The following is a 22,359-nucleotide window of genomic DNA, read 5'->3' on the forward strand; positions in this document are numbered from 1 at the left end:
AAGGAGATGACGGAAATGGAATTCAGGCCATTCTATCTTTACACCAACAGAGTTACCTACTTTAATGATTTTACATCAAAAGATGTAGAATATGAGTTGGTTATTCAGCAGATTACTCAACAAAGTGATTCAGGTATCCACTTACAAGCAGGCTTTACCTTGAGCCACAATGGCGCTTATGAAGTTTCTTTTGATACTCGTGATAATCGCGTAAAAAACTCAACATGCTTTCATCCTCCGCGTGGAAATATTTCGTCTATACATGTTATCCGCCATGTCGAAAGAGCACTTATTGAACACTATATTCAGTACCATGCTGGTATGTATCTCTTTCTTGCTGTTAATGACAAGCTATGCAAAATATATCAGCGTATCGTCAAAAAGCATTTTGTAACAGGAAATACACTTGAGTCAGGTTTTCAACCCAACAGGAGGGGATATGTCATACGAACGCCGCGATGCTATCTATGAACAAGAACAGCAAATCGCTCTACAAAAAGCAGTGGATAAACTGGGTCAGAGAATGCGCGAAGTCGGAGAGGCGGTAGATGCGATAAAAGCTGTTGAGAGAAAACAGGCCACCACTCAGGCTGAATCGTCGCCTGTGCGTTAATACCACACTCACTAAAAGCGCCCCTGGGCGCTTTTTTCCCCCTCCTGCTGCACCGACGAAATGTGATCCCTCTCGCGAATCCCACACGCACAACTTGTATGGTAGTACGTTATAAGCGTATTTTTTCACCATTGTTGACGTACAAGGCGGTTCAGAATGAAAATTGTTAACGCAGAAGTGTTTGTCACCTGCCCGGGCAGAAACTTTGTCACCGTAAAAATCACCACCGACCAGGGACTGACCGGTATTGGTGATGCCACGTTGAACGGCCGCGAGCTGCCGGTGGCGTCTTACCTGAAAGATCACGTTTGCCCGCAGCTGATTGGCCGCGATGCCCATCAGATCGAAGATATCTGGCAGTTCTTCTACAAGGGTGCCTACTGGCGTCGTGGCCCGGTCACCATGTCGGCCATCTCTGCTGTAGACCAGGCGCTATGGGACATTAAAGGCAAAGCGGCCAATATGCCGGTCTATCAACTGCTGGGTGGCGCTTCGCGCACGGGTGTGATGGTCTACTGCCACACCACCGGGCACAGCATCGACGAAGTGATGGACGACTATGCGAAGCATAAGGAGCTGGGCTTCAAAGCCATTCGCGCTCAGTGCGGCGTACCGGGAATGAAAACCACCTACGGAATGGCAAAAGGCAAAGGTGAAGCCTACGAACCCGCGACCAAAGGCGCACGCCCGGAAGAGCAGCTGTGGTCAACCGAGAAGTACCTCGATTTCACCCCGAAACTGTTTGAGGCTATTCGCGATAAATTCGGCTTTGACGAGCACCTGCTGCACGACATGCACCACCGCCTGACCCCTATCGAAGCGGCCCGCTTCGGCAAAAGCATCGAAGACTATCGCCTGTTCTGGATGGAAGACCCAACACCGGCTGAAAATCAGGAAAGCTTCCGCCTGATCCGTCAGCACACCGTAACGCCGATTGCCGTGGGCGAAGTGTTCAACAGTATCTGGGACTGCAAACAGCTGATCGAAGAGCAGCTTATCGATTATATCCGCACCACCATCACCCACGCAGGTGGCATTACCGGTATGCGCCGCATCGCAGATTTCGCCTCGCTGTATCAGGTACGAACCGGATCGCACGGGCCGTCCGATCTGTCACCGATTTGCATGGCGGCAGCGCTGCACTTTGACCTGTGGGTGCCGAACTTCGGCGTGCAGGAATACATGGGCTACTCCGAGCAAATGCTGGAAGTCTTCCCGAACAGCTGGCGCTTCGATAACGGTTATATGCATCCGGGCGATAAACCAGGACTGGGTATTGAGTTCGACGAAAAACTGGCAGCGAAATACCCCTATGAACCCGCCTATCTGCCTGTGGCCCGTCTGGAAGACGGCACCTTGTGGAACTGGTAAGGAGCACAACATGAAAAGCGTGGTGATTGAACGTCCGGGCGAGTTGCAGTTGCAGGATCGTCCCCTGCCGGAACCGGCTGCCGGTGAAGTACGGGTTAAAGTGAAGTACGCCAGTATCTGTGGGTCGGATGTGCATATCTGGCACGGCCACAACCCGTTCGCTCGCTATCCGCGTGTGATCGGTCATGAGTTTTTCGGTCTGATTGATGCCACTGGCAGCGGTGTGGACAGTGCGCGCGTCGGTGAGCGCGTGGCGGTCGATCCGGTTGTCAGCTGTGGCCACTGCTATCCCTGCTCAATCGGTCGACCGAATGTCTGTAGCGAATTGCAGGTCATCGGCGTGCATCGCGATGGCGGTTTCAGTGAGTATGCGATTGCGCCAGCGGCGAATGCTTATGTGCTGCCGGAGGCGATACCGGACACGCTGGCCAGCCTGGTCGAGCCGTTTACCATTGCGGCCAATATCAGCGCGTTCCTCAAGCCGGTTCCCGATGATGTGGCACTGATTTACGGTGCCGGGCCAATGGGGCTGACCGCGATTCAGGTGCTGAAAGGCGTCTACAAGGTCAAGACGGTGATTGTTGCTGACCGTCTGGAAGAGCGCCTGACGATGGCACGGGAAAATGGTGCGGACCAGGCACTGAACAACAGCACCACGCCGCTGGCAGAACAGCTTAACGGCGTACAGCCCACGCTGATTATTGATGCGGCCTGCCATCCGACAATTCTGTCCGAAGCCGCCGCACTGGCCTCTCCGGCCGGGCGCATTGGCCTGCTGGGCTTCTCTGGCGCCCCCTGCACCCTGACGCAGCAAAGCCTGACCAGCAAAGAGCTGTCGTTGTTTACATCACGGCTGAACAGTCACCGCTTCCCCCAAGTTATCGCGTGGATGGAGCAGGGGCTGATTCAGCCAGAAAAACTGGTGACCCATACCTTGCCCCTGAGCCAGATTGAACAGGCCATGACACTGTTCGAGAAGGACCCGCGCAGCTGCTGCAAGGTGATCATCAGCATGCATTAACCCTAAAGCCGGGGTGACGCCCGGCCATCACCTCTACCCTACAATGACAAATAGAACGCGGAGTTATTACCATGTTTAAGAACCTGCGCTGGACCATCGTATTACTGCTGTTCCTTGTTTACATGATTAACTACCTTGACCGGGTGGCGCTGTCCCTGACCGTGCCAATGATTGAAAAAGATCTGATGCTGAATGCGGAAGAGTTTGGCCTGATTTTCGGCAGCTTCTTCTTCGGCTATGCCATCTTCAACTTTGTCGGTGGCCTCGCGACCGATAAGTTCGGCCCGACGATCACCCTCGGCGTTGCCGTCGGGATGTGGTCACTGTTCTGCGGCTTTACCGCCCTGGCCACCGGTTTCTGGTCAATGTTAATCCTGCGCGTGCTGTTCGGCATGGCAGAGGGGCCGATCTGTGCCTCGGCGAATAAAGCGATTAACGGCTGGTTCCCGAAAAAACAGGCCGCCACGGCGATGGGCTTGCTAAGCGCCGGTTCGCCCCTTGGCGGCGCAGTCGCCGGGCCGATCATCGGCTACCTGGCCCTTGCCTTCGGCTGGCGTCCGGCCTTCGCCATTATCTGCTCGATTGGCATCATCTGGATGGTCGTGTGGTTCTTTATTGCCGCTGACAATCCACTGAAAAGCAAATTAATCAGCGAACGTGAACGTGCACTGATTGCGCAGATGAAAGACGAGCAACTGAGTCCTGAAGAGGAACTGTCTCAGTCACAGCACGGCTTAGGCTACTATCTGCGTCAGCCGATTATCCTGGTCACGGCATTCGCTTTCTTCTGCTACAACTACATCTTGTTCTTTTTCCTCAGCTGGTTCCCGGCCTATCTGGTCCAGGCGCACGGGCTGGATATTAAAGCGATGAGTATTACCACCATGATCCCATGGATCGTCGGCTTCGTCGGTCTGGCGCTCGGGGGGATTATTTCGGACAAAATTTTCAAAGTGACCGGCAAGCTACTGCTTTCACGCAAAATCGTGCTGGTGGTCTCGTTAATGGCCGCTGCAATTTGTGTCGGCTTTGCAGGTACGGTAAAAGAGGTCACATCGGCCGTCGGCCTGATGTCTGTCTCTATCTTCTTCCTCTACATCACCGGGGCAATTTACTGGGCGATTATTCAGGATGTGGTGCATAAAAGCCGCGTCGGCAGTATCAGCGGATTTATTCACCTGATCGGCAGCCTTTCCGGAATTGTCGGGCCGATTGTCACCGGCTATATCGTGCAGCATACCGGCAAGTTCGACAGCGCCTTTGTGCTGGCGGGCGTGGTGGCCGCGCTGGGCGCGTTCCTGGTGCTGTTTGTGATTAAACCGCCGAAGAAACTGGATACTCCGGTGTCCGTCTGATTAGCGCGGGTGGGCTTGCCCCACCCGTTTCTCTGTAAGGATGCATTATGTTATCGCCCGATACATTGCCACCCGGCGTACAGCGCCCCCAGTACGACCGTCACGCGCTACGGACCCGCATGGTCCATATTGGCTTTGGTGCTTTCCACCGTGCTCACCAGGCCGTCTGTAGCGATCGGCTTGCCGCCGAACAGGGCAGCGACTGGGGATATTGCGAAATCAATCTAAACAGCGGCGAATTGATCACCGCCCTGCGTCAGCAGCAACTCTGCTACACCGTGGCCGAAATGGCCGATGACCAGCTCAATCTGCGCGTGATAGGCGTGGTGACCGCTGCCCTGCACGGCCAGTCCGACGGTATTGAGGCGGTGCTGGACGCGCTGAGCCAGCCCGACGTCGCTATTGTCTCCATGACGGTCACGGAAAAAGGCTACTGCCATTATCCGGCCAGCGGTGAGTTAAATCTTGACCATCCGGCGATCCGTCATGATCTGGAAAATCCCGATGCGCCGCAGTCGTTGCCGGGCATTATTCTCGCGGCCATTCGTCGACGTCGTGAACGAGGGCTGGCACCTTTCAGCGTGATGTCCTGCGATAATATGCCGGAAAACGGCCATGTCACCCGCAACGTAATCACCGCGCTGGCACGCCAGCAGGCGCCGGAACTGGCCGACTGGATCGCAAAAACGCTGACCTTCCCGTCCACCATGGTAGACCGTATTGTTCCGGCGATGACCGATGAAACCCACCGCGCCTTGCGTGAAAAACTGGGCTGTGAGGATCCGGTGGCGGTGGCCTGTGAGCCGTTCTTCCAGTGGGTTATCGAAGATAACTTTGTCAGCGGCCGCCCGGCGTGGGAACTGGCCGGAGCGGAACTGGTGGCTGACGTGCTGCCCTTTGAAGAGATGAAGCTGCGTATGCTGAATGGCAGCCACTCGTTCCTTGCCTACCTGGGTAACCTCGCCGGGTATCAGCACATCAGCGACTGTATGACAGATGTTCATTTCAAACAGGCGGCGCGCCAGCTGATGCTCGAACAGCAGGCTCCGACGCTACGCACAACGGACGTTGATCTGACGGCCTACGCCGACTCGCTGATTGCGCGTTACAGCAACCGTGCTATCAGGCACCGCACCGCGCAGATCGCCAATGATGGCAGCCAGAAACTGCCCCAGCGCTGGCTGGACAGCATCCGCTGGCACCTCGCGCATGACAGCAATTTCGATTTACTGGCACTTGGCGTGGCAGGATGGATCCGCTATGTCAGCGGTTACGATGAGCAGGGTCAGCCGATGGTGATCAACGATCCCCTTAGTGCCGAGCTGGCAAAAAGGGTCGCGGAAAGTGCCGAAGGAGAACCCCGCGTGGCCGCCTTGCTGGGTCTGAAACATGTCTTTGGTGAGGATTTGTCCGGTAACCCGCAGTTTGTCCACCAGGTTAACCATTTTTACCGTCTGCTGTTGAGCCAGGGAGCGAAACAAACGGTGCATCAACTGGTTGCCCGCGTTTAACTCTGGCGCTGATGCGCCTGCCTGATTAGACTGAAGGCTTTCACGCCATAGGCGGGCAGGCTGTTGACCCGCCGCTAAAGGGACGTTGCCGAATGTCGACAGTTTATACCATCACCGCCAGTGAGCCGGTCAACCAGCAGATTTATCGATTCCTGCGTCAGGATATCGTCACCTGTGCGATCCATCCCGGCTCACTGCTGTCGGAAAAAGAGGTGTCCACGCGCTTTAACGTATCGCGTCAGCCGGTTCGTGAAGCCTTTATCAAACTGGCAGAAGCGGGCCTGGTGCAGGTCCTTCCGCAGCGCGGCACCTTCGTGCGTAAAATCTCCGCACAGCGCGTTGCCGATGGTCGCTTTATACGTGAAGCTGTTGAAGTTGCAGTGGTACGCCGTGCGGCTGCAGAAGCCACACCTGTCGGGCTGACGGCGCTGGAGCATAATCTGCAATTACAAAAGCTGGCCGCCGATCGCCACGACAGCCAATCGTTTCTCTTGCTGGACGATGAGTTTCACCGATTGATCGCGCAAAGTATTGCCTGTGAACTGGCGTGGGAGACGGTGGAAAATATTAAAGCCACCATGGACCGCGTGCGTTTTCTGACGTTAAGTAAAGTGTCACCGCCAGAGAGCCTGATTGAGCAGCACCACCAGATTTACCTGGCCTTGTGTGCGAAAGATGCCGATGCCGCTGAACAGGCGCTGCGCCGCCATTTGCAGGAGATGATTTTCTCTATTACCCCGATTGCCGAGCAGAACAGCGAGTGGTTTGAGCCATTCTGAAACCGGCGGGACAAGGCACGGTTGATACAGGGTCAGGCATGCCTGACCCCTACGATAAATCAGGCGATGGTGACGTTTTTCGCGAGGTAGACATCCTGCACTGAATTAATCAGCGCCACGCCGTCCTTCATCGATTTCTTAAAGGCCTTGCGCCCTAAAATCAGCCCCATGCCGCCTGCACGTTTATTGATCACCGCCGTACGTACGGATTCAGCAATATCCGTATCCCCTGCTGCCGCACCGCCGGAGTTGATCATCCCGGCGCGCCCCATATAGCAGTTCGCCAGTTGATAACGTACCAGGTCGATAGGGTTATCTGTAGTCAGTGTGCTGTAGACGCGCTCATCGGTATGGCCGAATTTCACTGCTTTATAACCGCCGTTATTCTCCGCCATTTTCTGTTTCACAATATCCGCGCCAATGGTGGCCGCCAGATGGTTTGCCTGGCCTGTCAAATCAGCGCTGGCATGGTAATCCACCCCGTCTTTTTTGAAATCATTATTGCGCAGATACGCCCACAGTACGGTGACCATCCCCAGTTCATGGGCGCGTTCAAAGGCTGCAGAGATCTCTTCAATCTGACGCCGTGACTGCTCTGAACCGAAATAGATGGTGGCCCCGACGGCGACAGCACCGAGGTTAAACGCCTGCTCAACGCTGGCATACAGCGTCTGGTCATACTGGGTGGGATAGCTCAGCGTCTCGTTATGGTTGAGCTTAACCATAAACGGGATGCGGTGTGCGTAACGCCGTGAGACAGAAGCCAGTACGCCATACGTGGAAGCCACACAGTTACAGCCCGCTTCAATCGCCAGCTCCACAATATTTTTCGGATCGAAGTAGAGCGGGTTCGCAGCAAAAGAGGCGCCCGCCGAATGCTCGACGCCCTGGTCTACGGGGAGGATAGAGAGGTAACCTGTCCCGGCTAAACGTCCGGTGTTGTACAGTGTTTGCATATTGCGTAAAACTGCCGGGGGACGATTGTTATCGACCATCACCCGATCCACATAATCCGCCCCTGGAAGATAGAGGTTGTCCGCTGGAATAGTCATGCAGCGATGTTGCAAAAGAGAATCCGCTTCTTTGCCCAATAACTGTACGATGTCCGTCATGATAACTCCTGTTAAAATGTGTGAGGGCCATTTTGATGGCCCGCGGGTCAGTTTTCCTGACCCCAACAGGGTGGACCCAAAACTGTTATTAAGGCAAATTGCTGACTCCATTTTTCAGAACGATCCGCACAAAAAAACGCGGACCATCGTGGTCACCACCACTGATGAAAATGATGCACCGGGCCATGCCCGTGGCCGACCTCCAGCGAGTCTGCCTGCTCAAGCGCCCCCTGCAACCAGTATTTAGCCGCCTGAACCGTGGCAGCCCAATCATCGTGTCGCGGACGCAGTGCCGCCAGCGCCGCCGACAGCGAACAGCCCGTACCGTGCGTATTGCGCGTCATAATGCGAGGCGCGGTAAACCGCTGTTCAAGTTGGTGGGTAAACAGCCAGTCCGGGCTTTCCGATTCGCTAAGATGGCCGCCCTTCATCAGTACCGCCTGACAGCCCAGCGCCAGCAGCGCCCTGCCCTGTTCACGCATCTCGGCCTCATCGCGTGCCGGATCGCAGGCCAGCAGCGCGGCGGCTTCTGGCAGATTGGGCGTAATCAGGGAGACCTGCGGTAACAGACGCTCGCGTAAGGTGGCAACCGCCTCAGCAGAGAGCAGCGGATCGCCGCTTTTTGCCAGCATCACCGTATCCAGTACCACCCAGGGCACCGGGGTCTCTTTCAGCCGTTCGGCAACCACCTCAACGATGGCGCTTTCTGCCAGCATACCGATTTTTATCGTGTCGATACGCACATCCGACAGGACCGAATCCAGCTGCGCGCCCACGAATGCCGGGTCAATGCGATAGACCGACTGCACGCCCGTGGTGTTCTGCGCCACCAGCGCGGTGATCACGCTGGTGCCATAGGCGCCCAGTGCAGAGAAAGCTTTCAGATCGGCCTGGATCCCGGCGCCACCGCTCGGGTCAGTTCCGGCAATGGTCATGGCGTTAATCCGTTTCATACCAGTGCCTCCGGGTTCAGTTGATACAGTGCATCGAGGAACGCGGGGATAAAGCTGCCCGGCCCCTGCGCCGCTGCCGCTGCTCGCTCTCCCGCCAGCGCCACCACGTGGCAGGCGCTGGCGACATGCACCAGACGATCGCCGGGCAGCGCGGTAAATCCGGCGACCACGGCGGACAACGCACAGCCGGTGCCGACCACGCGCGTCATCAGTGGGGAACCGCCGCTGACGCTGAGGGTGCGCACACCGTCGGTGACAAAATCCACTTCTCCGGTAACCGCCACCACCGCCCCCGTTTCCGTCGCCAGCACAACGGCTGCCTGTAATGCCGCCGTTGACGCATGCTGAGTATCTACGCCCCGTCCGCTGACCGCCTGTTTTGCCAGTGCCATAATTTCCGAAGCATTGCCGCGGATCGCAGCGGGCTTGAGTAACAGGAGTTGGTGACAGAAAGTGGTACGGAAATCCAGCGCCCCTACCGCCACCGGATCTAATGTCCAGTGTCGTCCGGCAGCGCTGGCCGCATGGATCGCTGCCCGCATCGCTTCACTGCGGGAATGGGTCAGCGTACCAACGTTTACCAGCAGGGCATCAGCAATGGCGCTGAACTGCGCGGCTTCGTCCTGATCGATCACCATCGCCGGGGAAGCCCTCAGCGCCAGCAGCACGTTGGCGGTAAAGGTTTGCACCACATCATTGGTCATACAGTGAATCAGGGGAGATTGCTGTTGAAACAGCGTCAGGGAATGGGCCACATCGGCGTGGCTCAGGCGTTCAGGTTGGATCATATATGCTCCCAACCGGCGATCAAGAAGGCGATGCCGGTCGGGCATCTGACTTCCCTACGCTGGCATTATCCAGATCAGGTGGTACGGGTATTTCTCAGCCTTCACGAAGAAGGGCACCCCGAGTCATTTAAATAGTAAAATCAATGTGTTGTAATTACCATTGCGATAATCACCCTTCAGAATCATGCCAGTTAGATGGCAGAGAAACAAGCTTTTACGTCTCCCGCCGCCCGGGCTGGAGGTTATTCAGGCTTGTCACTCACCGCCACAGCCTCGCTGTCCGCTTTTGGCAATGTTGACAAAATCTCCGCAAGGTCTGCCTGAGCATTCTCTCCGGCGATCATTTTTTTACTAAAGCTACATTTCCTGTCAACACCAGCAGAGTGGATATGCAGTTTGAAGACATTTTTATTTTCTTTGATTAACGTGACATCGGTTAGCGGGATCAGACAGGTTTCAGCATACAGCGCCGGGGTCAGGATCAATTTATCGCCTGACACCCCAATCATCACGCGTTGCTTTAAACGCATCGCATTTGAGATAAAAATGATCCCGGTACAGACTAATAATCCGCCAACGCTCACACCATCGGCCAGAATAAACAATCCGATAGCAAGGGAAATCCCGCCCTGCACATAGAACATCGATGTTTTAAAAATCAAAGCCCGTGAAGGTGTGTTTTTTTCATTGGGTGAAAATACTTCCAGGCCCTTGTTGCAATGCTTTTCATAGCTAAACATATAACCGGCGAGGAAAACCATACTTAATGGCAGGATAATAAGCGAGCCAATGATAGCCAGCGCCAGTCCCCACTTTGGGCTTTTGAATAAAAGGGGCAAACTGATGATCTGCAATAAAATAGAAACTAAAAATGGGATGGAGAAGTACTGTAAAAAAGCAATCGCATTGCGTGCAAAAATAGTTAACTCACCATCCTCTATCTGGGTAGTGAGATAGACTGCCGCGCCGAGATAGCAGATATTCAGCGCGAGACCTGCCCAGACCAGTTTACTGATGCCTTTCATTCTTAACTCCATTTTATAATTTATTTCGGCCAGCACATTCTGAACGTCAACCTGACCGATTTTGATTTAAATCCCAGATTGCTTTATTAAAAGCAAATACACATTTTATGTAGAAATGATAATACACCTTCACTTTTTCAGGCCGCATTCTAGCTAACGATAAGAATAGTCTCAACAAAAAATCGGTTCGATAGAATCATAACTCCCCGTCAACCGCTATTCAGCGACACGGTATAAAAACCCGATTACGGGACGGTTTTCCGTCCCCATCCTCCCTTTATCCCTGCTCTGCCACCAGCAGTGCCAGGGTGTCGGGTTCCAGCGCTTTAAAGATATGCTCACGATCGGCGGGATAGCAGATGTAATCGCCTGGCGCTAGCTCTTCCGGGGCATCCTTAAGCCCGACCAGCGCCCGCCCCTGGGTGACGATAATGTGCTCAACCGATCCAACAGGATGCGGCTGTGACAGACGGTCAGCACCCGGCTGGGTCATTAACAGATAGATATCGCGCCGCGCACCCGGTGGGCAGCTGGCCAGCAAAATGGCCTGATAGTTCGCTTCTCCGGCCACCACTTTCGCCCCTTCGCCACGCCGGATGATCTGGGTTTTGTTGCCTTCAGGTTCCAGCAGTTTGGCAAAGGGAATATTCAGTGCCACACACAGCGCCCACAGCGTCTCCAGGCTGGGGTTACCGTTGCCCGCCTCCAGCTGCGACAGCGTCGACTTTGCAATTCCCGCCCTTCGGGCCACTTCGGCGAGTGAAAGCCCGGCCTGTGTGCGTTCCCGAATCAAACTTTCCGCAATTACCGCTATGGGCTGTGTCATCTTTCGCCTTATCGTTCGCCAAAATGAACGAAACGTTCGTGTTGATCTTAGAAGCACCTGCGTTCATTATAATGACAACTTCGTTCGTTATGGAAAACAAATAATGTTCAGTCGGCATTTTTCATCACTCAGCCCGGACACGCGTAAAGCGATTTATCTGATCTGCCTGGCGGTCGGCGTTGTGGGCATCTCCTACGGTTCGCTGGCGACCGCTTATGGATTCCCGCTATGGGTTCCGCTGTTCTCCAGCCTGTTTGTGCTGGCCGGTGCCTCAGAGTTTATGTTTATTGCCATCGTCGCTGGCGGGGGCAATCCGCTGGCCGCTGCGCTGGCCGGGCTGCTGGTCAATGCGCGGCACTTCCCCTTTGGCATTGCCGTACGTGACCTGGTAGGTTCGCGTCTCTCTGCCGTGCTCGGTTGCCATATTATGAATGACGAAAGCGTGGTGTTTGGCCTGTCGCAGCCCACGCACGCGCAGCGTAAAGCCGCCTTCTGGCTGTGTGGCCTCGGCGTCGCCGTGGTCTGGCCGCTGGGTGCGGTGTTGGGCAGTGTGATTGGCACACTGCTGCCTGATACCCAGGTGATTGGGCTGGATGCGGTGTTTCCGGCCATTTTACTGGCGCTGGTGATCCCCGCCCTGAAATCCCGCACCACGCTGATCCGCGCCGCCTGCGGGGCGGTAATCTCACTGCTGGCCGTGCCCTTTACGCCTATCGGGCTGCCGGTATTGCTCTCAATGGCCGGACTGCTGGCGAGGAGGAAATAATGGCGGACAACGCACTGATTATCTGCGGGATCGTGATTCTGGCCGTGGGAACCTGGCTGATGCGCTTTGCCGGTGCCACGCTGGGTAACCGCATGACCCTGTCTGAAAACGCGCGTAAGTTGCTGTCTGATGCGGCCACTACGCTGCTGTTTGCGGTGGCGCTGGGCAGCACATTTTATGCAGGTGATCACTTTGCCGGGACGGCACGTGTCGCCGGGGTGGCGGTGGCCGTCCTGCTGGCCTGGCGCAAAGTGCCGCTGATTGGGGTGATCCTGGCGGCAGCGGCAGTCACCGCCCTGCTGCGCCTCGCCGGTGTTCAATAGCCTTCGCAGCCGCATCACATCATGAACGGCTGTGCTTATCAGCGATGGTTTTCTTGAGCAGCGCCACCGTGTGTTCGACAAAAGTCGATACCGCCAACGGAATGTAATGACGGCTGGGATAGACAATCGACAAATCGTTATTCAGCTGGCCATAATCAGGCAACACAGCGACCAGCTGTTGGCGGGTCAGGCTGTCGTATAACAGGGATTCAGGTAAAAAACAGATGCCCAGCCCGCTGAGCGCAGCTTTAAGCTGGGCCTGTGCGGTATTAGCGGAGAAACGGCCAGTCACCTCAACCTGGACCGCACCTTGCGGCCCCACCAGATGCCAGATAGCCGGTGAAGAGGATGCAGACTGGCCGATACAGGCATGATGCTGCAGCGCGTCGATGCTGTCAGGCACACCAAAGGTATCCAGATAATGCTGGCTGGCGGCCATCAGACGGCGGCCAGTGCTGATTTTTCGGGCAACCAGACTGGAATCCTTTAAGCGTCCACCACGAAACGCGACATCAATGCCCTCGCCGATCATATCCGCATGTGTATCACTGAGAATAAAATCCAGCTGCAGCTGCGGATATAACGCCAGAAAATCGGCCACCCACTCCATTAAAAACAGATCGAAGAAGTCAGCAGGCGCGGCGACTTTTATCCGTCCCATCGGCACCTGATTCTCACTGACCAGCTGCGTACTGATGGCGTTTAACTCACTGATTTTTTGTGCACTGTGGTCATACAGCTGCTCACCGGCACCGGTCAGGGTCAGTTTGCGGGTGGAACGATGAAATAACCGCACCGCCAGACTCGCTTCCAGCAGCTTAATCCGTCGACTCAGTGTATTCGGTGGCACTCCCAGCCGTCGCGCAGCAGCGGCGAAACTTCCCGTTTCAACGATATGGATAAAGATCGCGACGTCGTTCAGATCGAGCATCTTATTACGTCCAAAAATGGATGAGTCCAATGATATTACGCCCTCTAATCAAGCAGTGTTCGAATGGTTAAGATACAACACTATCATGTACTCCAGCGGAATAACCTTGCGTTCACCGCTTACCAGAGGAAGTCAAATGTCACCGTTAGCGCCCGAGGAACACCCCGTTTCCCGCCACATCGAACACCGGACACGCGGCAGAGGAACGGGGCCCATTATCCGTCTGATGAGCCCGTCAGACTATGGCACGATCGTCAGACCTTTCGTTTTCCTCGATCGCTTCACCGGCGATCGCACGATGATTGATCGTATGCCGCTTCATCCGCACTCTGGTATTGCCACTGTCACCGTAATCACGGAAGGCAATCTGCGCTTTGACGATCCGGATTCGGGTAAAGGCATGATTGGCTATGGGGGAGTGGAATGGATGCGCGCAGGCGGCGGCGTCTGGCACGGCAAAGAAATGTCGGCAGGTGATTCTGAGTATGTTGAGGGATTTCAGCTCTGGCTGGCGTTGCCACCTGAACTGGAAAATGGCCCCGTTGACAGTCAGTATCTTGAAGCGCAGTCGATGCCGCAAACCGGCCCGGCATACGTCATTCTGGGTGAATATCAGGGCGTAAAAAGCCCGGTTCGCTCGCATGAGGGCATCAATTATCTGCTGGTGACCCTGCCCGCACACTCATCCTGGCAGTATATTCCGCCGGAAAATCACTCCAGCCTGTGGCTCAGTATCAGTCGCGGCACGCTGGTTTCACCTGAAAAGATCGCTACAGGTGAAATGGTCATCTTCGCAGCCGGTTCTCAACCCGTCACCCTTCACGCCGGAGACGCCGAAACGCGCTTCGTGATCGGTTCCGCTGTTGCTCATCCGTGGTCCCTCTCACTGGGGAATTATTCTGTGCACACCAGTGATGCGGCATTACGCGCAGGCGAAGCTAGAATTAACGACATCGGTCGTCGCCTGCGTGAGGAAATGGAGGGCCAACCTCAGCCCACCTCCATGCCTATTTTTAAATAATGTGGCTTATCAACGCCTTCACCAGGGGTGATATCAGTGTCTGTATTACGTCGTTTTATTTCACGTTTATTAGCACCAAAAGAAAATGCCATCCATCCCAATAAGGAAAGTAAAATGTCAAAGATTTTAGTTCTTTACCATTCAATGTATGGGCATATTGAAACCATGGCGCAGCACGTTGCGGAAGGGGCAGCCAGCGTGCCGGGCACCGAGGTCATCGTCAAACGCGTGCCGGAGACCATGGATAGCGAGGCGTTCAAAGCGTACGGCGGTAAAGCCGATCAGACCGCCGAGATTGCCAGCCCGACAGAACTGGCTGACTATGATGCGATTATTTTTGGCACGCCCACCCGCTTTGGCAACATGTCAGCGCAGATGCGTAATTTCCTCGATCAGACCGGCGGCCTGTGGGCCAAGGGGGCTCTGGTAGGCAAAGTGGCCAGTGTGTTTACCTCTACCGGCACCGGCGGTGGGCAGGAAATGACCATTACCTCGACCTGGACCACCCTCGCGCATCACGGGATGATTATTGTCCCCATCGGATACAGCACCCCCGAACTGTTTGATATTTCAGAAGTGCGTGGCGGCACACCCTATGGCGCGTCCACACTGGCGGGTGGCGATGGGTCGCGACAACCCAGCGAACGTGAACTGGCTATAGCAAAACACCAGGGGCAACACGTGGCGGCGATCGCGGCAAAATTGAAGTAAAAAACGCACTGTCCCCTGCAAAGAGATGAGCCCATCATCTCTTTTTTTTGCGCCCTTCTCTCATGCGTTCCTCCTGCCTGATGCCTTTCGCTGCTACCGACGCGCTTTTACGCTACACTCTGCGCCGTTGCCACCCGGCGTTTATGTTGCAGGAGTTTTTCCATGAATATCCGTCCTTTCACCGAAGCGGATCGGCCATTCCTACGCACACTGTTTCTTGCCTCGCGTAAAACCAACTGGACCTGGCTGGATGACAGTCAATGGCAGTTAGAGGATTTCGATCGGGTGACGCGGGGCGAGCGGGTGCTGGTGGCCGAAGAAGACGGCCACCGCATCGGATTTGCCGCCGTACTGGATAACGATAATTTTCTGCACAGCCTGTTTATCGACCCGGCCTGGCAGCGCAGCGGCGCGGGCAGTGCATTATTGCAGGCCGTGCAAAAAAGCTTTACCTCCACTGGCGCGCTCAAATGTCTGGCGGAAAACCTGCAGGCTCAGCTGTTTTATAAAAAGCACGGCTGGCGGGTGGTGGCCGAAGGGGAAAGCGATCAGGGCGAGTACCTGCTGATGCACTACGTGCTGTAACCCCCCCTACCGCACCCTCTGCTCACGACGACAGCGCAGAGGCAGGGTTATCTGTCACTCTCTTTACAGGCGTTGGAAAATCATTTTTCACGCTCATCAGGGATGTGTGACATGTTGAATGTTTTTCATCTGCTTGATTTAGCTGGCACGCTGGCCTTTGCGTTAAGTGGCGCGACCGCCGGAGTACGCGAGGATTTTGATCTCTTCGGGGTGTTTGTACTGACGGCGACCACCGCGATTGGCGGTGGCGTGATCAGAGATATCTGTATTGCCAGCCTTCCCCCCGCCGGGCTGGTCAGTTCAGCCTATCTGGTGGTAATCATGACAGCCGTCATCTGCGTTGCCTTTTTTCAAAAACTCATCCTCTCTTTTGAAAAAGCCACCCTGTTCTTTGATGCGCTGGGTTTGGGTTTCTTTGCTGCCTTCGGTGCCAATAAAACCTGGGAGCACAGCCACAATATTGAGCTTTCCCTGATACTGGGCTGCATCAGCGCCGTCGGTGGCGGCTGCCTGCGCGACGTGTTAACTGGAAAAACTCCGGCGATTTTCAGCCAGGATATTTATGCCAGCGCGGCGCTCATTGGCGCCGCGATTGAGCTGACCGGCTCAGCCGGGCTGATCCTGCAGATCTACAGCGCCTGGTTCGCGATTATTAGCTGTACGTTGCTCCGTCTGATTTCACTAAAATACAAAATCGGCTTGCCGTCGATTAAACACAACGGATTATAATGACGTTTTAGCACTGAAAATGGCCGTAGCAGATGACAAGCAGACCCCCTCATGAACAGGCAGGCGTAAGTGTACGTGCATACGACATGCTGCAATATCTGAAGCGTATCGCGCGCGGTGACCGTTCGTTTACTATTCAGGACACCCTGCTTAACCATCGTTGCAATGTCACACCGGACAATGATTTCACGTTGATTACTCAGCTTTTCGACGGTGGGAAAATTGATTTCGATTATTCAATGGTGGATGGATTTCAGCAGCGGCACGTCAGACTGGTGTAACGGATTCATCACGGGCCGACCGGAAAAAGGCCGGCCCGTCTCACTACACCGCGCGGAACGCGATATCTTCCGGGATAACCTCACCCTGCCAGTAAAGTTGCGCGGCCACCTGTGTCGCCAGCTGACGGTACAGTGCGGTGAACTCGCTGTCGGGACGACGCACAACGGTGGGCTCGCCATTATCCAGGTCTTCGCGCAAGCTGATATGCAGCGGAAGCTGGCTCAGCAGACGAGTGTGATACTGTTCCGCCAGCTTTTCGGCACCGCCCGTACCAAAGATCGCTTCATGATGACCACACTGACTGCAAATGTGCATACTCATGTTTTCCACTACGCCCAGCACCGGGACATTCACTTTTTCAAACATCACAATGCCTTTGCGCGCATCGATCAGCGCAATATCCTGCGGCGTGGTCACGACCACGGCACCGGTCACCGGCACGTTCTGTGCGAGGGTTAACTGAATGTCCCCTGTGCCAGGCGGCATATCCAGCACCAGGTAATCCAGTTCCGGCCATAACGTTTCGTTAAGCAACTGCATCAGCGCTTTGCTGGCCATCGGACCACGCCACACCATGGCGTTATCCTCGGTCACCAGATAACCAATTGAGTTGGTGGCCAGGCCATGGGCCATAATCGGTGCCATATGTGTGCCGTCCGGTGAGGTTGGCCGCTGATCTTCAACACCGAGCATATCCGGGATCGACGGTCCGTAAATATCGGCATCCAGCAGTCCGACTTTCGCTCCCTCTGCGGCCAGCGCCAGCGCGAGGTTGACCGCCGTGGTCGATTTGCCGACGCCCCCTTTACCAGAGCTGATGGCAATAATGTTTTTTACGCCGTTGATGCCAGGGCGATTTTTGACCCGTTGTAACGTCGCCACATTCAGCGTTAAGCGCCACGAAATCGCTACCGCGCCAGTCAGACGCAGCAGGTCAGCACTGACCGTCGCTTTCAGGCTTTCAAACGGCCCCTGCCAGACAAACGGCATATTCAGTTCAATATGCAGAGTGTTATCGAGCAGCGCACAGTGGCGCAGCGCCTTCAGTACGGTGAGATTACGGTTCAACGTGGGGTGTTCAAACGTGGTCAGCACGCCCATCACTAGCGCGCGTAGCGCTTCGGGGGAATGATGCCCCTGGGATTGTGAAGTCATCTGTGTTCCTTGATATTGCTGGTTGTTCTGCCTGCATTTATGTCATTAAGCATATCAGATCTGGCCCGAACTGACGTAACCAGCCGGAAAAAACCGCAGGGAGTTGAACCCCTTGTTTACGCAGGGTCAGGCAATCGGTTACCATCTAAACCCCTTTTTCAACAGGTATGAGCTAAGTCTTAATATGACTCAAGTCGCGAAAAAAATTTTGGTAACGTGCGCACTGCCGTACGCAAATGGTTCCATTCATCTCGGCCACATGCTCGAGCATATCCAGGCAGATATTTGGGTCCGTTACCAGCGAATGCGCGGCAATCAGGTTTACTTCATCTGTGCCGATGACGCACATGGCACGCCAATTATGCTGAAAGCTCAGCAGATGGGCATCGCGCCGGAGCAGATGATTGCCGAGATGAGTCAGGAACATCAGACCGACTTTGCCGGTTTTGATATCAGCTACGACAACTACCACTCTACGCACAGCGAAGAGAACCGTGAGCTGTCTGCACTGATCTATACCCGACTGAAAGAGAACGGTTTTATTAAGAACCGTACCATTTCTCAGCTTTACGATCCGGAAAAAGGCATGTTCCTGCCCGATCGTTTTGTGAAAGGCACCTGCCCGAAATGTAAGGCGCCGGATCAGTATGGCGACAACTGCGAAGTCTGTTCGGCCACCTATAGCCCGACTGAACTGATTGATCCGAAATCCGTCGTCTCTGGCGCAACACCTGTGATGCGTGATTCTGAGCATTTCTTCTTCGATCTGCCGGAATTCAGCGCCATGTTACAGGCCTGGACCCGTTCCGGTGCATTGCAGGAGCAGGTGGCGAACAAAATGCAGGAGTGGTTCGATTCCGGCTTGCAGCAGTGGGATATCTCCCGCGATGCGCCGTACTTCGGCTTCGAAATTCCGGATGCCCCAGGCAAATACTTCTACGTCTGGCTGGATGCACCTATCGGTTACATGGGTTCCTTCAAAAACCTGTGCGATAAGCGCGGTGATATCGACTTCGATGCGTTCTGGCAAAAAGATTCGGATGCCGATCTCTACCACTTTATCGGTAAAGATATCGTCTACTTCCACAGCCTGTTCTGGCCAGCCATGCTGGAAGGCAGCAACTTCCGTAAACCGACCAACCTGTTTGTGCATGGCTATGTCACGGTTAACGGCGCGAAAATGTCTAAATCACGCGGCACCTTTATTAAAGCCAGCACCTGGCTGCAACATCTGGATGCCGACAGCCTGCGTTACTACTACGCGGCGAAGCTTTCATCACGCATCGACGATATCGACCTCAATCTGGAAGATTTCGTGCAGCGTGTGAATGCCGATATCGTCAACAAAGTGGTTAACCTGGCATCACGTAATGCCGGCTTTATCGCCAAACGTTTTGACGGACAGCTTTCTGCTGAACTGGCAGATCCGGCGCTGTACAAAACCTTCACGGATGCGTCAGCCAGCATTGGTGAAGCCTGGGCCAGCCGTGAATTCAGCCGTGCTGTGCGCGAAATTATGGCGCTGGCCGACGTGGCTAACCGCTATGTTGACGAGCAGGCTCCGTGGGTGGTGGCGAAGCAGGAAGGACGTGATGCCGACCTGCAGGCTATCTGCTCTATGGGTATCAACCTGTTCCGCGTGCTGATGACCTGGCTGAAGCCTGTGCTGCCATCGCTGACCGCCAGCACCGAAGCGTTCCTGAATCAGGAGCTGAGCTGGGATGGTATTCAGCAACCTCTTCTGAGCCACAGCATTGCGCCATTTAAAGCTCTTTATGGCCGCATTGAGATGGACAAAGTGAACGGTTTGATTGAAGCATCAAAAGAAGATGCCGCCGCAGCGAAGGCACCTGTGACCGGTCCGCTGGCGGAGGATCCGATTCAGGACACCATCAGCTTCGATGATTTTGCCAAAGTCGATATGCGTATTGCGCTGATCGAAAACGCGGAATTTGTTGAAGGCTCCGATAAGCTGCTGCGTCTGTCACTGGATGTGGGTGGAGAGAAGCGCAACGTGTTCTCCGGCATCCGTGCGGCCTACCCGGACCCGGCGGTACTGGTTGGCCGTCTAACGGTGATGGTGGCAAACCTCGCGCCGCGCAAAATGCGTTTCGGCATCTCAGAAGGTATGGTGATGGCGGCGGGTCCTGGCGGGAAAGATATCTTCCTGCTCAGCCCGGATAGCGGCGCTCAGCCAGGCCAACAAGTTAAGTAAATTCGTAGGGGGTCAGGCATGCCTGACCCAGGCGGGGCATGCCCCGCCCCTATGCACTCTGGGATCTGACCATGCGCAGCGCTCTCCTGGTTTTATGGCAATATCTTCGCGCTTTCATCATTATCTACCTCTGCCTCTATGCCGGTCGCGGCCTTTCGGCCCTGCTGCCTGTTGTCATTCCCGGCAGTATTCTCGGTATGCTGGTGCTGTTTTCGCTGCTGGCTTCGCAACTCCTTCCGATCCACTGGGTAAAACCCGGCTGCCATCTGCTGATCCGTTATATGGCCCTGTTGTTCGTCCCCATCAGCGTTGGCGTCATGAACGATATGGATATTCTGACCGCTCAGTTCGGCCCGATTGTGATCTCCTGCGTGGTGAGTACGCTGATTGTGCTGGTCACCATTGGGTTGATGTCACAGCGCCTTAATGACCGCCATCAGCGACGCACGGGAGCAAGCGATGAGTGATATCTGGTGGTCGCTGCCGCTGACCGTGCTGGTCTTTCTTGCCGCACGCAAGCTGGCGGCAAAAGTCAAAATGTCGATCGTTAACCCGCTGCTGATTGCGATGGCGGTGATTATTCCGCTGCTGCTGCTGCTGCAACTGCCCTACACGCGCTATTTCCAGGGCAGCGCCCTACTCAATGACCTGCTGCAACCGGCCGTGGTGGCGCTGGCGCTGCCGCTGTATGAGCAGATGCATCAAATCCGTTCGCGCTGGAAGTCGATTATCAGCGTCTGCTTTGTCGGAAGCATCACGGCAATGGTGTCCGGTACGGCGATTGCGCTGTGGTTAGGCGCGACGCCACAGATTGCCGCCACGCTGTTACCCAAATCGGTCACCACGCCGATTGCGATGGCCATCTCCGGCACGCTGGGTGGCATCCCGGCTATTAGTGCTATCTGCGTGCTGCTGGCGGGCGTGCTGGGGGCTGTCTTCGGCCATATGCTGCTCAACCTGCTGCGGGTGCGCAGTAAATCCTCACGCGGTCTGGCTATCGGAAATGCTTCGCACGCGCTGGGGACAGCACGGGCTGCCGAGATCGATTACCAGGAGGGGGCGTTCAGCTCACTGGCACTGGTGCTGTGCGGCATTATCACTTCGCTTCTGGCACCGTTTATTTTTCCGCTATTAATGATACTGTGGGGCTAAAACTTGCGATAAGTCTCGCATTTTGTTGATCAATTTCATTTATTACATTGATAGAGAGACTTAGATCACATATAACTGGCTGCCGGCCCGCTAACATGGGCTGCATTCAGCGAAAGAGGCCCCACTATGCACCCACGTTACCAGCAGGCATTTGCCACGCTTCCTACCCTGTTACAAAGCGCACTTCAGCCGATCCTGGCCGCGGATGACTTCGCCGGATTTATCACGGCCAGCCAGGCGGGTGAACTGAAAAAGCACTGCGGATTTAACGACAGTGAACTGGCCTTTGCCCTGCTGCCGCTGGCGGCCGCCTGCGCGGTAGCCACCTTGTCTGATTTTAAAGTGGGTGCCATTGCACGTGGTAAAAGCGGCACGCTGTTCTTTGGTGCCAATATGGAGTTTGCCGGTACCACGATGCAGCAGACCGTTCATGCCGAGCAGAGTGCGGTGACGCATGCCTGGCTGCGGGGAGAAAGTGCACTGGCGTGCATCACCGTCAACTACACGCCATGCGGCCACTGCCGACAGTTTATGAATGAGCTGAACAGCGGCAGCGGGCTGACGATTGAACTGCCTGGCCGTGCTGCGGCCACGCTGGGGGACTATCTGCCGGATTCCTTTGGCCCGCACGACCTGGCCATCACCACCCTGCTGATGGACGATATTGACCACGGCTTTACCGCGGCGGGCGATGCACTGACGCAAGCCGCCATTAACGCCGCCAGCCACAGTCATGCGCCTTACAGCAAAGCCTGGAGCGGTGTCGCCTTACAAACCGTCAGCGGCGCGATCTTTGCCGGGCGTTATGCAGAAAACGCGGCGTTTAATCCCAGCCTGCCTCCGTTGCAGGGCGCACTGAATTTACTCAGCCTTAGCGGACATAGCCTGAGCGATATTCACCAGGCCGTTCTGGCCGAAGCCCCGGATGCCGCATTAAGCCAACAGAGCGCCACAGCAGCCACGCTGGCCGCGCTGGGTTGCACGCGTTTGACTACGGTTGTGCTGAAAAAATCGTAAAAGAGTCTTTATAATTCGAGAAAGATCGCAGCTTTTGTTATTGCATGTTAACAAAAGCTGTACTTTCAGATGAATTATTTTAGGATTGGCGCCACAACATCCCGATCCTAATAGAGTA

Annotated in this window: 25 protein-coding genes and 1 riboswitch; of the genes, 18 read left to right on the plus strand and 7 right to left on the minus strand. The window is 55.2% G+C overall.

The features are described from left to right. Window positions 1-15: 15 nt before the first annotated feature. From LJN55_RS15340 to LJN55_RS15370, 7 genes are all read left to right on the plus strand, one after another. Complete coding sequence (locus LJN55_RS15340; protein ID WP_227534795.1) at window positions 16-471, plus strand: hypothetical protein; 456 nt, start codon at window positions 16-18, stop codon at window positions 469-471. Beyond that, a complete protein-coding gene (locus tag LJN55_RS15345; RefSeq protein WP_159336322.1) occupies window positions 440-613 on the plus strand; it encodes a hypothetical protein in 174 nt (57 codons plus the stop codon). The genes LJN55_RS15340 and LJN55_RS15345 overlap by 32 nt, the downstream gene beginning before the upstream one ends. Window positions 614-769: 156 nt before the next feature. Then, window positions 770-1,984 carry a D-mannonate dehydratase ManD gene (gene manD, locus LJN55_RS15350; protein WP_133841507.1) on the plus strand — a complete coding sequence of 405 codons (1,215 nt, stop codon included), beginning with the start codon at window positions 770-772 and terminating at the stop codon, window positions 1,982-1,984. Window positions 1,985-1,994: 10 nt separating this feature from the next. Continuing rightward, complete coding sequence (locus LJN55_RS15355; RefSeq protein WP_227534796.1) at window positions 1,995-3,005, plus strand: Zn-dependent oxidoreductase; 1,011 nt, start codon at window positions 1,995-1,997, stop codon at window positions 3,003-3,005. Between the two features lie 71 nt (window positions 3,006-3,076). After that, complete coding sequence (locus LJN55_RS15360; protein ID WP_227534797.1) at window positions 3,077-4,360, plus strand: MFS transporter; 1,284 nt, start codon at window positions 3,077-3,079, stop codon at window positions 4,358-4,360. 47 nt (window positions 4,361-4,407) lie between these two features. Further along, a complete protein-coding gene (locus LJN55_RS15365) occupies window positions 4,408-5,871 on the plus strand; it encodes a mannitol dehydrogenase family protein (protein WP_227534798.1) in 1,464 nt (487 codons plus the stop codon). Window positions 5,872-5,963: 92 nt separating this feature from the next. Next, window positions 5,964-6,650, plus strand: coding sequence for a GntR family transcriptional regulator (locus LJN55_RS15370; RefSeq protein WP_227534799.1), 687 nt, complete (start codon window positions 5,964-5,966; stop codon window positions 6,648-6,650). 59 nt (window positions 6,651-6,709) lie between these two features. Here the strand turns inward: LJN55_RS15370 and fbaB are convergent, their stop codons facing one another. The 5 genes from fbaB to LJN55_RS15395 form a co-directional block, all read right to left on the minus strand. Then, the gene (gene fbaB / locus LJN55_RS15375; protein WP_133841502.1) at window positions 6,710-7,762 is read right to left on the minus strand and encodes a class I fructose-bisphosphate aldolase; all 1,053 of its coding nucleotides are present in this window, start codon (window positions 7,760-7,762) and stop codon (window positions 6,710-6,712) included. Between the two features lie 152 nt (window positions 7,763-7,914). Next, window positions 7,915-8,715: a bifunctional hydroxymethylpyrimidine kinase/phosphomethylpyrimidine kinase gene (gene thiD, locus LJN55_RS15380; RefSeq protein WP_227534800.1), complete on the minus strand. Its 801-nt coding sequence runs from the start codon at window positions 8,713-8,715 to the stop codon at window positions 7,915-7,917. Continuing rightward, a complete protein-coding gene (gene thiM / locus LJN55_RS15385) occupies window positions 8,712-9,503 on the minus strand; it encodes a hydroxyethylthiazole kinase (protein WP_227534801.1) in 792 nt (263 codons plus the stop codon). Before thiM ends, thiD begins: the two co-directional genes overlap by 4 nt. Window positions 9,504-9,537: 34 nt before the next feature. Beyond that, a riboswitch (TPP riboswitch) is annotated at window positions 9,538-9,634 on the minus strand. A 111-nt stretch (window positions 9,635-9,745) separates the two neighbouring features. Continuing rightward, window positions 9,746-10,528 (minus strand): hypothetical protein, encoded by a 783-nt coding sequence (locus tag LJN55_RS15390; RefSeq protein WP_227534802.1) that lies wholly within the window; start codon window positions 10,526-10,528, stop codon window positions 9,746-9,748. 277 nt (window positions 10,529-10,805) lie between these two features. Then, window positions 10,806-11,354, minus strand: a complete 549-nt coding sequence (locus LJN55_RS15395; protein WP_133841498.1) for a helix-turn-helix domain-containing protein — start codon at window positions 11,352-11,354, stop codon at window positions 10,806-10,808. Window positions 11,355-11,457: 103 nt separating this feature from the next. Here LJN55_RS15395 and LJN55_RS15400 point away from each other — a divergent pair, with 103 nt between their 5' ends. Together LJN55_RS15400 and LJN55_RS15405 are read left to right on the plus strand one after the other, a co-directional pair. After that, window positions 11,458-12,120, plus strand: coding sequence for an AzlC family ABC transporter permease (locus tag LJN55_RS15400; protein ID WP_227534803.1), 663 nt, complete (start codon window positions 11,458-11,460; stop codon window positions 12,118-12,120). Beyond that, the gene (locus LJN55_RS15405) at window positions 12,120-12,443 is read left to right on the plus strand and encodes an AzlD domain-containing protein (RefSeq protein ID WP_133841496.1); all 324 of its coding nucleotides are present in this window, start codon (window positions 12,120-12,122) and stop codon (window positions 12,441-12,443) included. Before LJN55_RS15400 ends, LJN55_RS15405 begins: the two co-directional genes overlap by 1 nt. Before the next feature lie 19 nt (window positions 12,444-12,462). Here LJN55_RS15405 and LJN55_RS15410 read toward each other — a convergent pair whose 3' ends face one another. Continuing rightward, on the minus strand, window positions 12,463-13,374 hold the full coding sequence (locus tag LJN55_RS15410; RefSeq protein WP_133841495.1) for a LysR family transcriptional regulator: 912 nt from the start codon (window positions 13,372-13,374) through the stop codon (window positions 12,463-12,465). A gap of 136 nt (window positions 13,375-13,510) precedes the next feature. On the opposite strand from LJN55_RS15410, the gene LJN55_RS15415 reads away from it, so the two are divergent. The 5 genes from LJN55_RS15415 to LJN55_RS15435 all read left to right on the plus strand — a co-directional run bounded on the left by LJN55_RS15415 (window position 13,511) and on the right by LJN55_RS15435 (window position 16,701). Continuing rightward, window positions 13,511-14,395 carry a pirin family protein gene (locus tag LJN55_RS15415; RefSeq protein WP_197931259.1) on the plus strand — a complete coding sequence of 295 codons (885 nt, stop codon included), beginning with the start codon at window positions 13,511-13,513 and terminating at the stop codon, window positions 14,393-14,395. 114 nt (window positions 14,396-14,509) lie between these two features. Then, entirely contained in the window at window positions 14,510-15,106 is a 597-nt protein-coding gene (wrbA, locus tag LJN55_RS15420; protein WP_133841494.1) for an NAD(P)H:quinone oxidoreductase, read from the plus strand. Window positions 15,107-15,268: 162 nt separating this feature from the next. Beyond that, window positions 15,269-15,691 (plus strand): GNAT family N-acetyltransferase, encoded by a 423-nt coding sequence (locus LJN55_RS15425; protein ID WP_227534804.1) that lies wholly within the window; start codon window positions 15,269-15,271, stop codon window positions 15,689-15,691. 111 nt (window positions 15,692-15,802) lie between these two features. Continuing rightward, window positions 15,803-16,420 (plus strand): trimeric intracellular cation channel family protein, encoded by a 618-nt coding sequence (locus tag LJN55_RS15430; RefSeq protein WP_227534805.1) that lies wholly within the window; start codon window positions 15,803-15,805, stop codon window positions 16,418-16,420. Window positions 16,421-16,452: 32 nt separating this feature from the next. After that, the gene (locus LJN55_RS15435; protein ID WP_133841491.1) at window positions 16,453-16,701 is read left to right on the plus strand and encodes a hypothetical protein; all 249 of its coding nucleotides are present in this window, start codon (window positions 16,453-16,455) and stop codon (window positions 16,699-16,701) included. Between the two features lie 43 nt (window positions 16,702-16,744). Here the strand turns inward: LJN55_RS15435 and apbC are convergent, their stop codons facing one another. Further along, on the minus strand, window positions 16,745-17,857 hold the full coding sequence (gene apbC / locus LJN55_RS15440) for an iron-sulfur cluster carrier protein ApbC (protein ID WP_227534806.1): 1,113 nt from the start codon (window positions 17,855-17,857) through the stop codon (window positions 16,745-16,747). A gap of 184 nt (window positions 17,858-18,041) precedes the next feature. On the opposite strand from apbC, the gene metG reads away from it, so the two are divergent. The 4 genes from metG (at window position 18,042) to cdd (ending at window position 22,241) form a co-directional block, all read left to right on the plus strand. Then, the gene (metG, locus tag LJN55_RS15445; RefSeq protein WP_265105959.1) at window positions 18,042-20,072 is read left to right on the plus strand and encodes a methionine--tRNA ligase; all 2,031 of its coding nucleotides are present in this window, start codon (window positions 18,042-18,044) and stop codon (window positions 20,070-20,072) included. 71 nt (window positions 20,073-20,143) lie between these two features. After that, window positions 20,144-20,539: a CidA/LrgA family protein gene (locus tag LJN55_RS15450; protein ID WP_133841488.1), complete on the plus strand. Its 396-nt coding sequence runs from the start codon at window positions 20,144-20,146 to the stop codon at window positions 20,537-20,539. Beyond that, entirely contained in the window at window positions 20,532-21,224 is a 693-nt protein-coding gene (locus LJN55_RS15455; protein WP_227534808.1) for a CidB/LrgB family autolysis modulator, read from the plus strand. Before LJN55_RS15450 ends, LJN55_RS15455 begins: the two co-directional genes overlap by 8 nt. Window positions 21,225-21,350: 126 nt before the next feature. Beyond that, on the plus strand, window positions 21,351-22,241 hold the full coding sequence (gene cdd, locus LJN55_RS15460; RefSeq protein WP_227534809.1) for a cytidine deaminase: 891 nt from the start codon (window positions 21,351-21,353) through the stop codon (window positions 22,239-22,241). Window positions 22,242-22,359 lie beyond the last annotated feature (118 nt).

Source organism: Erwinia rhapontici (genome assembly GCF_020683125.1).
In the GTDB taxonomy this organism is placed as follows: domain Bacteria; phylum Pseudomonadota; class Gammaproteobacteria; order Enterobacterales; family Enterobacteriaceae; genus Erwinia; species Erwinia rhapontici.

Coding starts and splice junctions, on each gene's coding strand:
- LJN55_RS15340 (WP_227534795.1), top strand. CDS start 16: ATGGAATTCAGGCCATTCTATCTTTACACCAACAGAGTTACCTACTTT.
- LJN55_RS15345 (WP_159336322.1), top strand. CDS start 440: ATGTCATACGAACGCCGCGATGCTATCTATGAACAAGAACAGCAAATC.
- manD (WP_133841507.1), top strand. CDS start 770: ATGAAAATTGTTAACGCAGAAGTGTTTGTCACCTGCCCGGGCAGAAAC.
- LJN55_RS15355 (WP_227534796.1), top strand. CDS start 1,995: ATGAAAAGCGTGGTGATTGAACGTCCGGGCGAGTTGCAGTTGCAGGAT.
- LJN55_RS15360 (WP_227534797.1), top strand. CDS start 3,077: ATGTTTAAGAACCTGCGCTGGACCATCGTATTACTGCTGTTCCTTGTT.
- LJN55_RS15365 (WP_227534798.1), top strand. CDS start 4,408: ATGTTATCGCCCGATACATTGCCACCCGGCGTACAGCGCCCCCAGTAC.
- LJN55_RS15370 (WP_227534799.1), top strand. CDS start 5,964: ATGTCGACAGTTTATACCATCACCGCCAGTGAGCCGGTCAACCAGCAG.
- fbaB (WP_133841502.1), bottom strand. CDS start 7,762: ATGACGGACATCGTACAGTTATTGGGCAAAGAAGCGGATTCTCTTTTG.
- thiD (WP_227534800.1), bottom strand. CDS start 8,715: ATGAAACGGATTAACGCCATGACCATTGCCGGAACTGACCCGAGCGGT.
- thiM (WP_227534801.1), bottom strand. CDS start 9,503: ATGATCCAACCTGAACGCCTGAGCCACGCCGATGTGGCCCATTCCCTG.
- LJN55_RS15390 (WP_227534802.1), bottom strand. CDS start 10,528: ATGAAAGGCATCAGTAAACTGGTCTGGGCAGGTCTCGCGCTGAATATC.
- LJN55_RS15395 (WP_133841498.1), bottom strand. CDS start 11,354: ATGACACAGCCCATAGCGGTAATTGCGGAAAGTTTGATTCGGGAACGC.
- LJN55_RS15400 (WP_227534803.1), top strand. CDS start 11,458: ATGTTCAGTCGGCATTTTTCATCACTCAGCCCGGACACGCGTAAAGCG.
- LJN55_RS15405 (WP_133841496.1), top strand. CDS start 12,120: ATGGCGGACAACGCACTGATTATCTGCGGGATCGTGATTCTGGCCGTG.
- LJN55_RS15410 (WP_133841495.1), bottom strand. CDS start 13,374: ATGCTCGATCTGAACGACGTCGCGATCTTTATCCATATCGTTGAAACG.
- LJN55_RS15415 (WP_197931259.1), top strand. CDS start 13,511: ATGTCACCGTTAGCGCCCGAGGAACACCCCGTTTCCCGCCACATCGAA.
- wrbA (WP_133841494.1), top strand. CDS start 14,510: ATGTCAAAGATTTTAGTTCTTTACCATTCAATGTATGGGCATATTGAA.
- LJN55_RS15425 (WP_227534804.1), top strand. CDS start 15,269: ATGAATATCCGTCCTTTCACCGAAGCGGATCGGCCATTCCTACGCACA.
- LJN55_RS15430 (WP_227534805.1), top strand. CDS start 15,803: ATGTTGAATGTTTTTCATCTGCTTGATTTAGCTGGCACGCTGGCCTTT.
- LJN55_RS15435 (WP_133841491.1), top strand. CDS start 16,453: ATGACAAGCAGACCCCCTCATGAACAGGCAGGCGTAAGTGTACGTGCA.
- apbC (WP_227534806.1), bottom strand. CDS start 17,857: ATGACTTCACAATCCCAGGGGCATCATTCCCCCGAAGCGCTACGCGCG.
- metG (WP_265105959.1), top strand. CDS start 18,042: ATGACTCAAGTCGCGAAAAAAATTTTGGTAACGTGCGCACTGCCGTAC.
- LJN55_RS15450 (WP_133841488.1), top strand. CDS start 20,144: ATGCGCAGCGCTCTCCTGGTTTTATGGCAATATCTTCGCGCTTTCATC.
- LJN55_RS15455 (WP_227534808.1), top strand. CDS start 20,532: ATGAGTGATATCTGGTGGTCGCTGCCGCTGACCGTGCTGGTCTTTCTT.
- cdd (WP_227534809.1), top strand. CDS start 21,351: ATGCACCCACGTTACCAGCAGGCATTTGCCACGCTTCCTACCCTGTTA.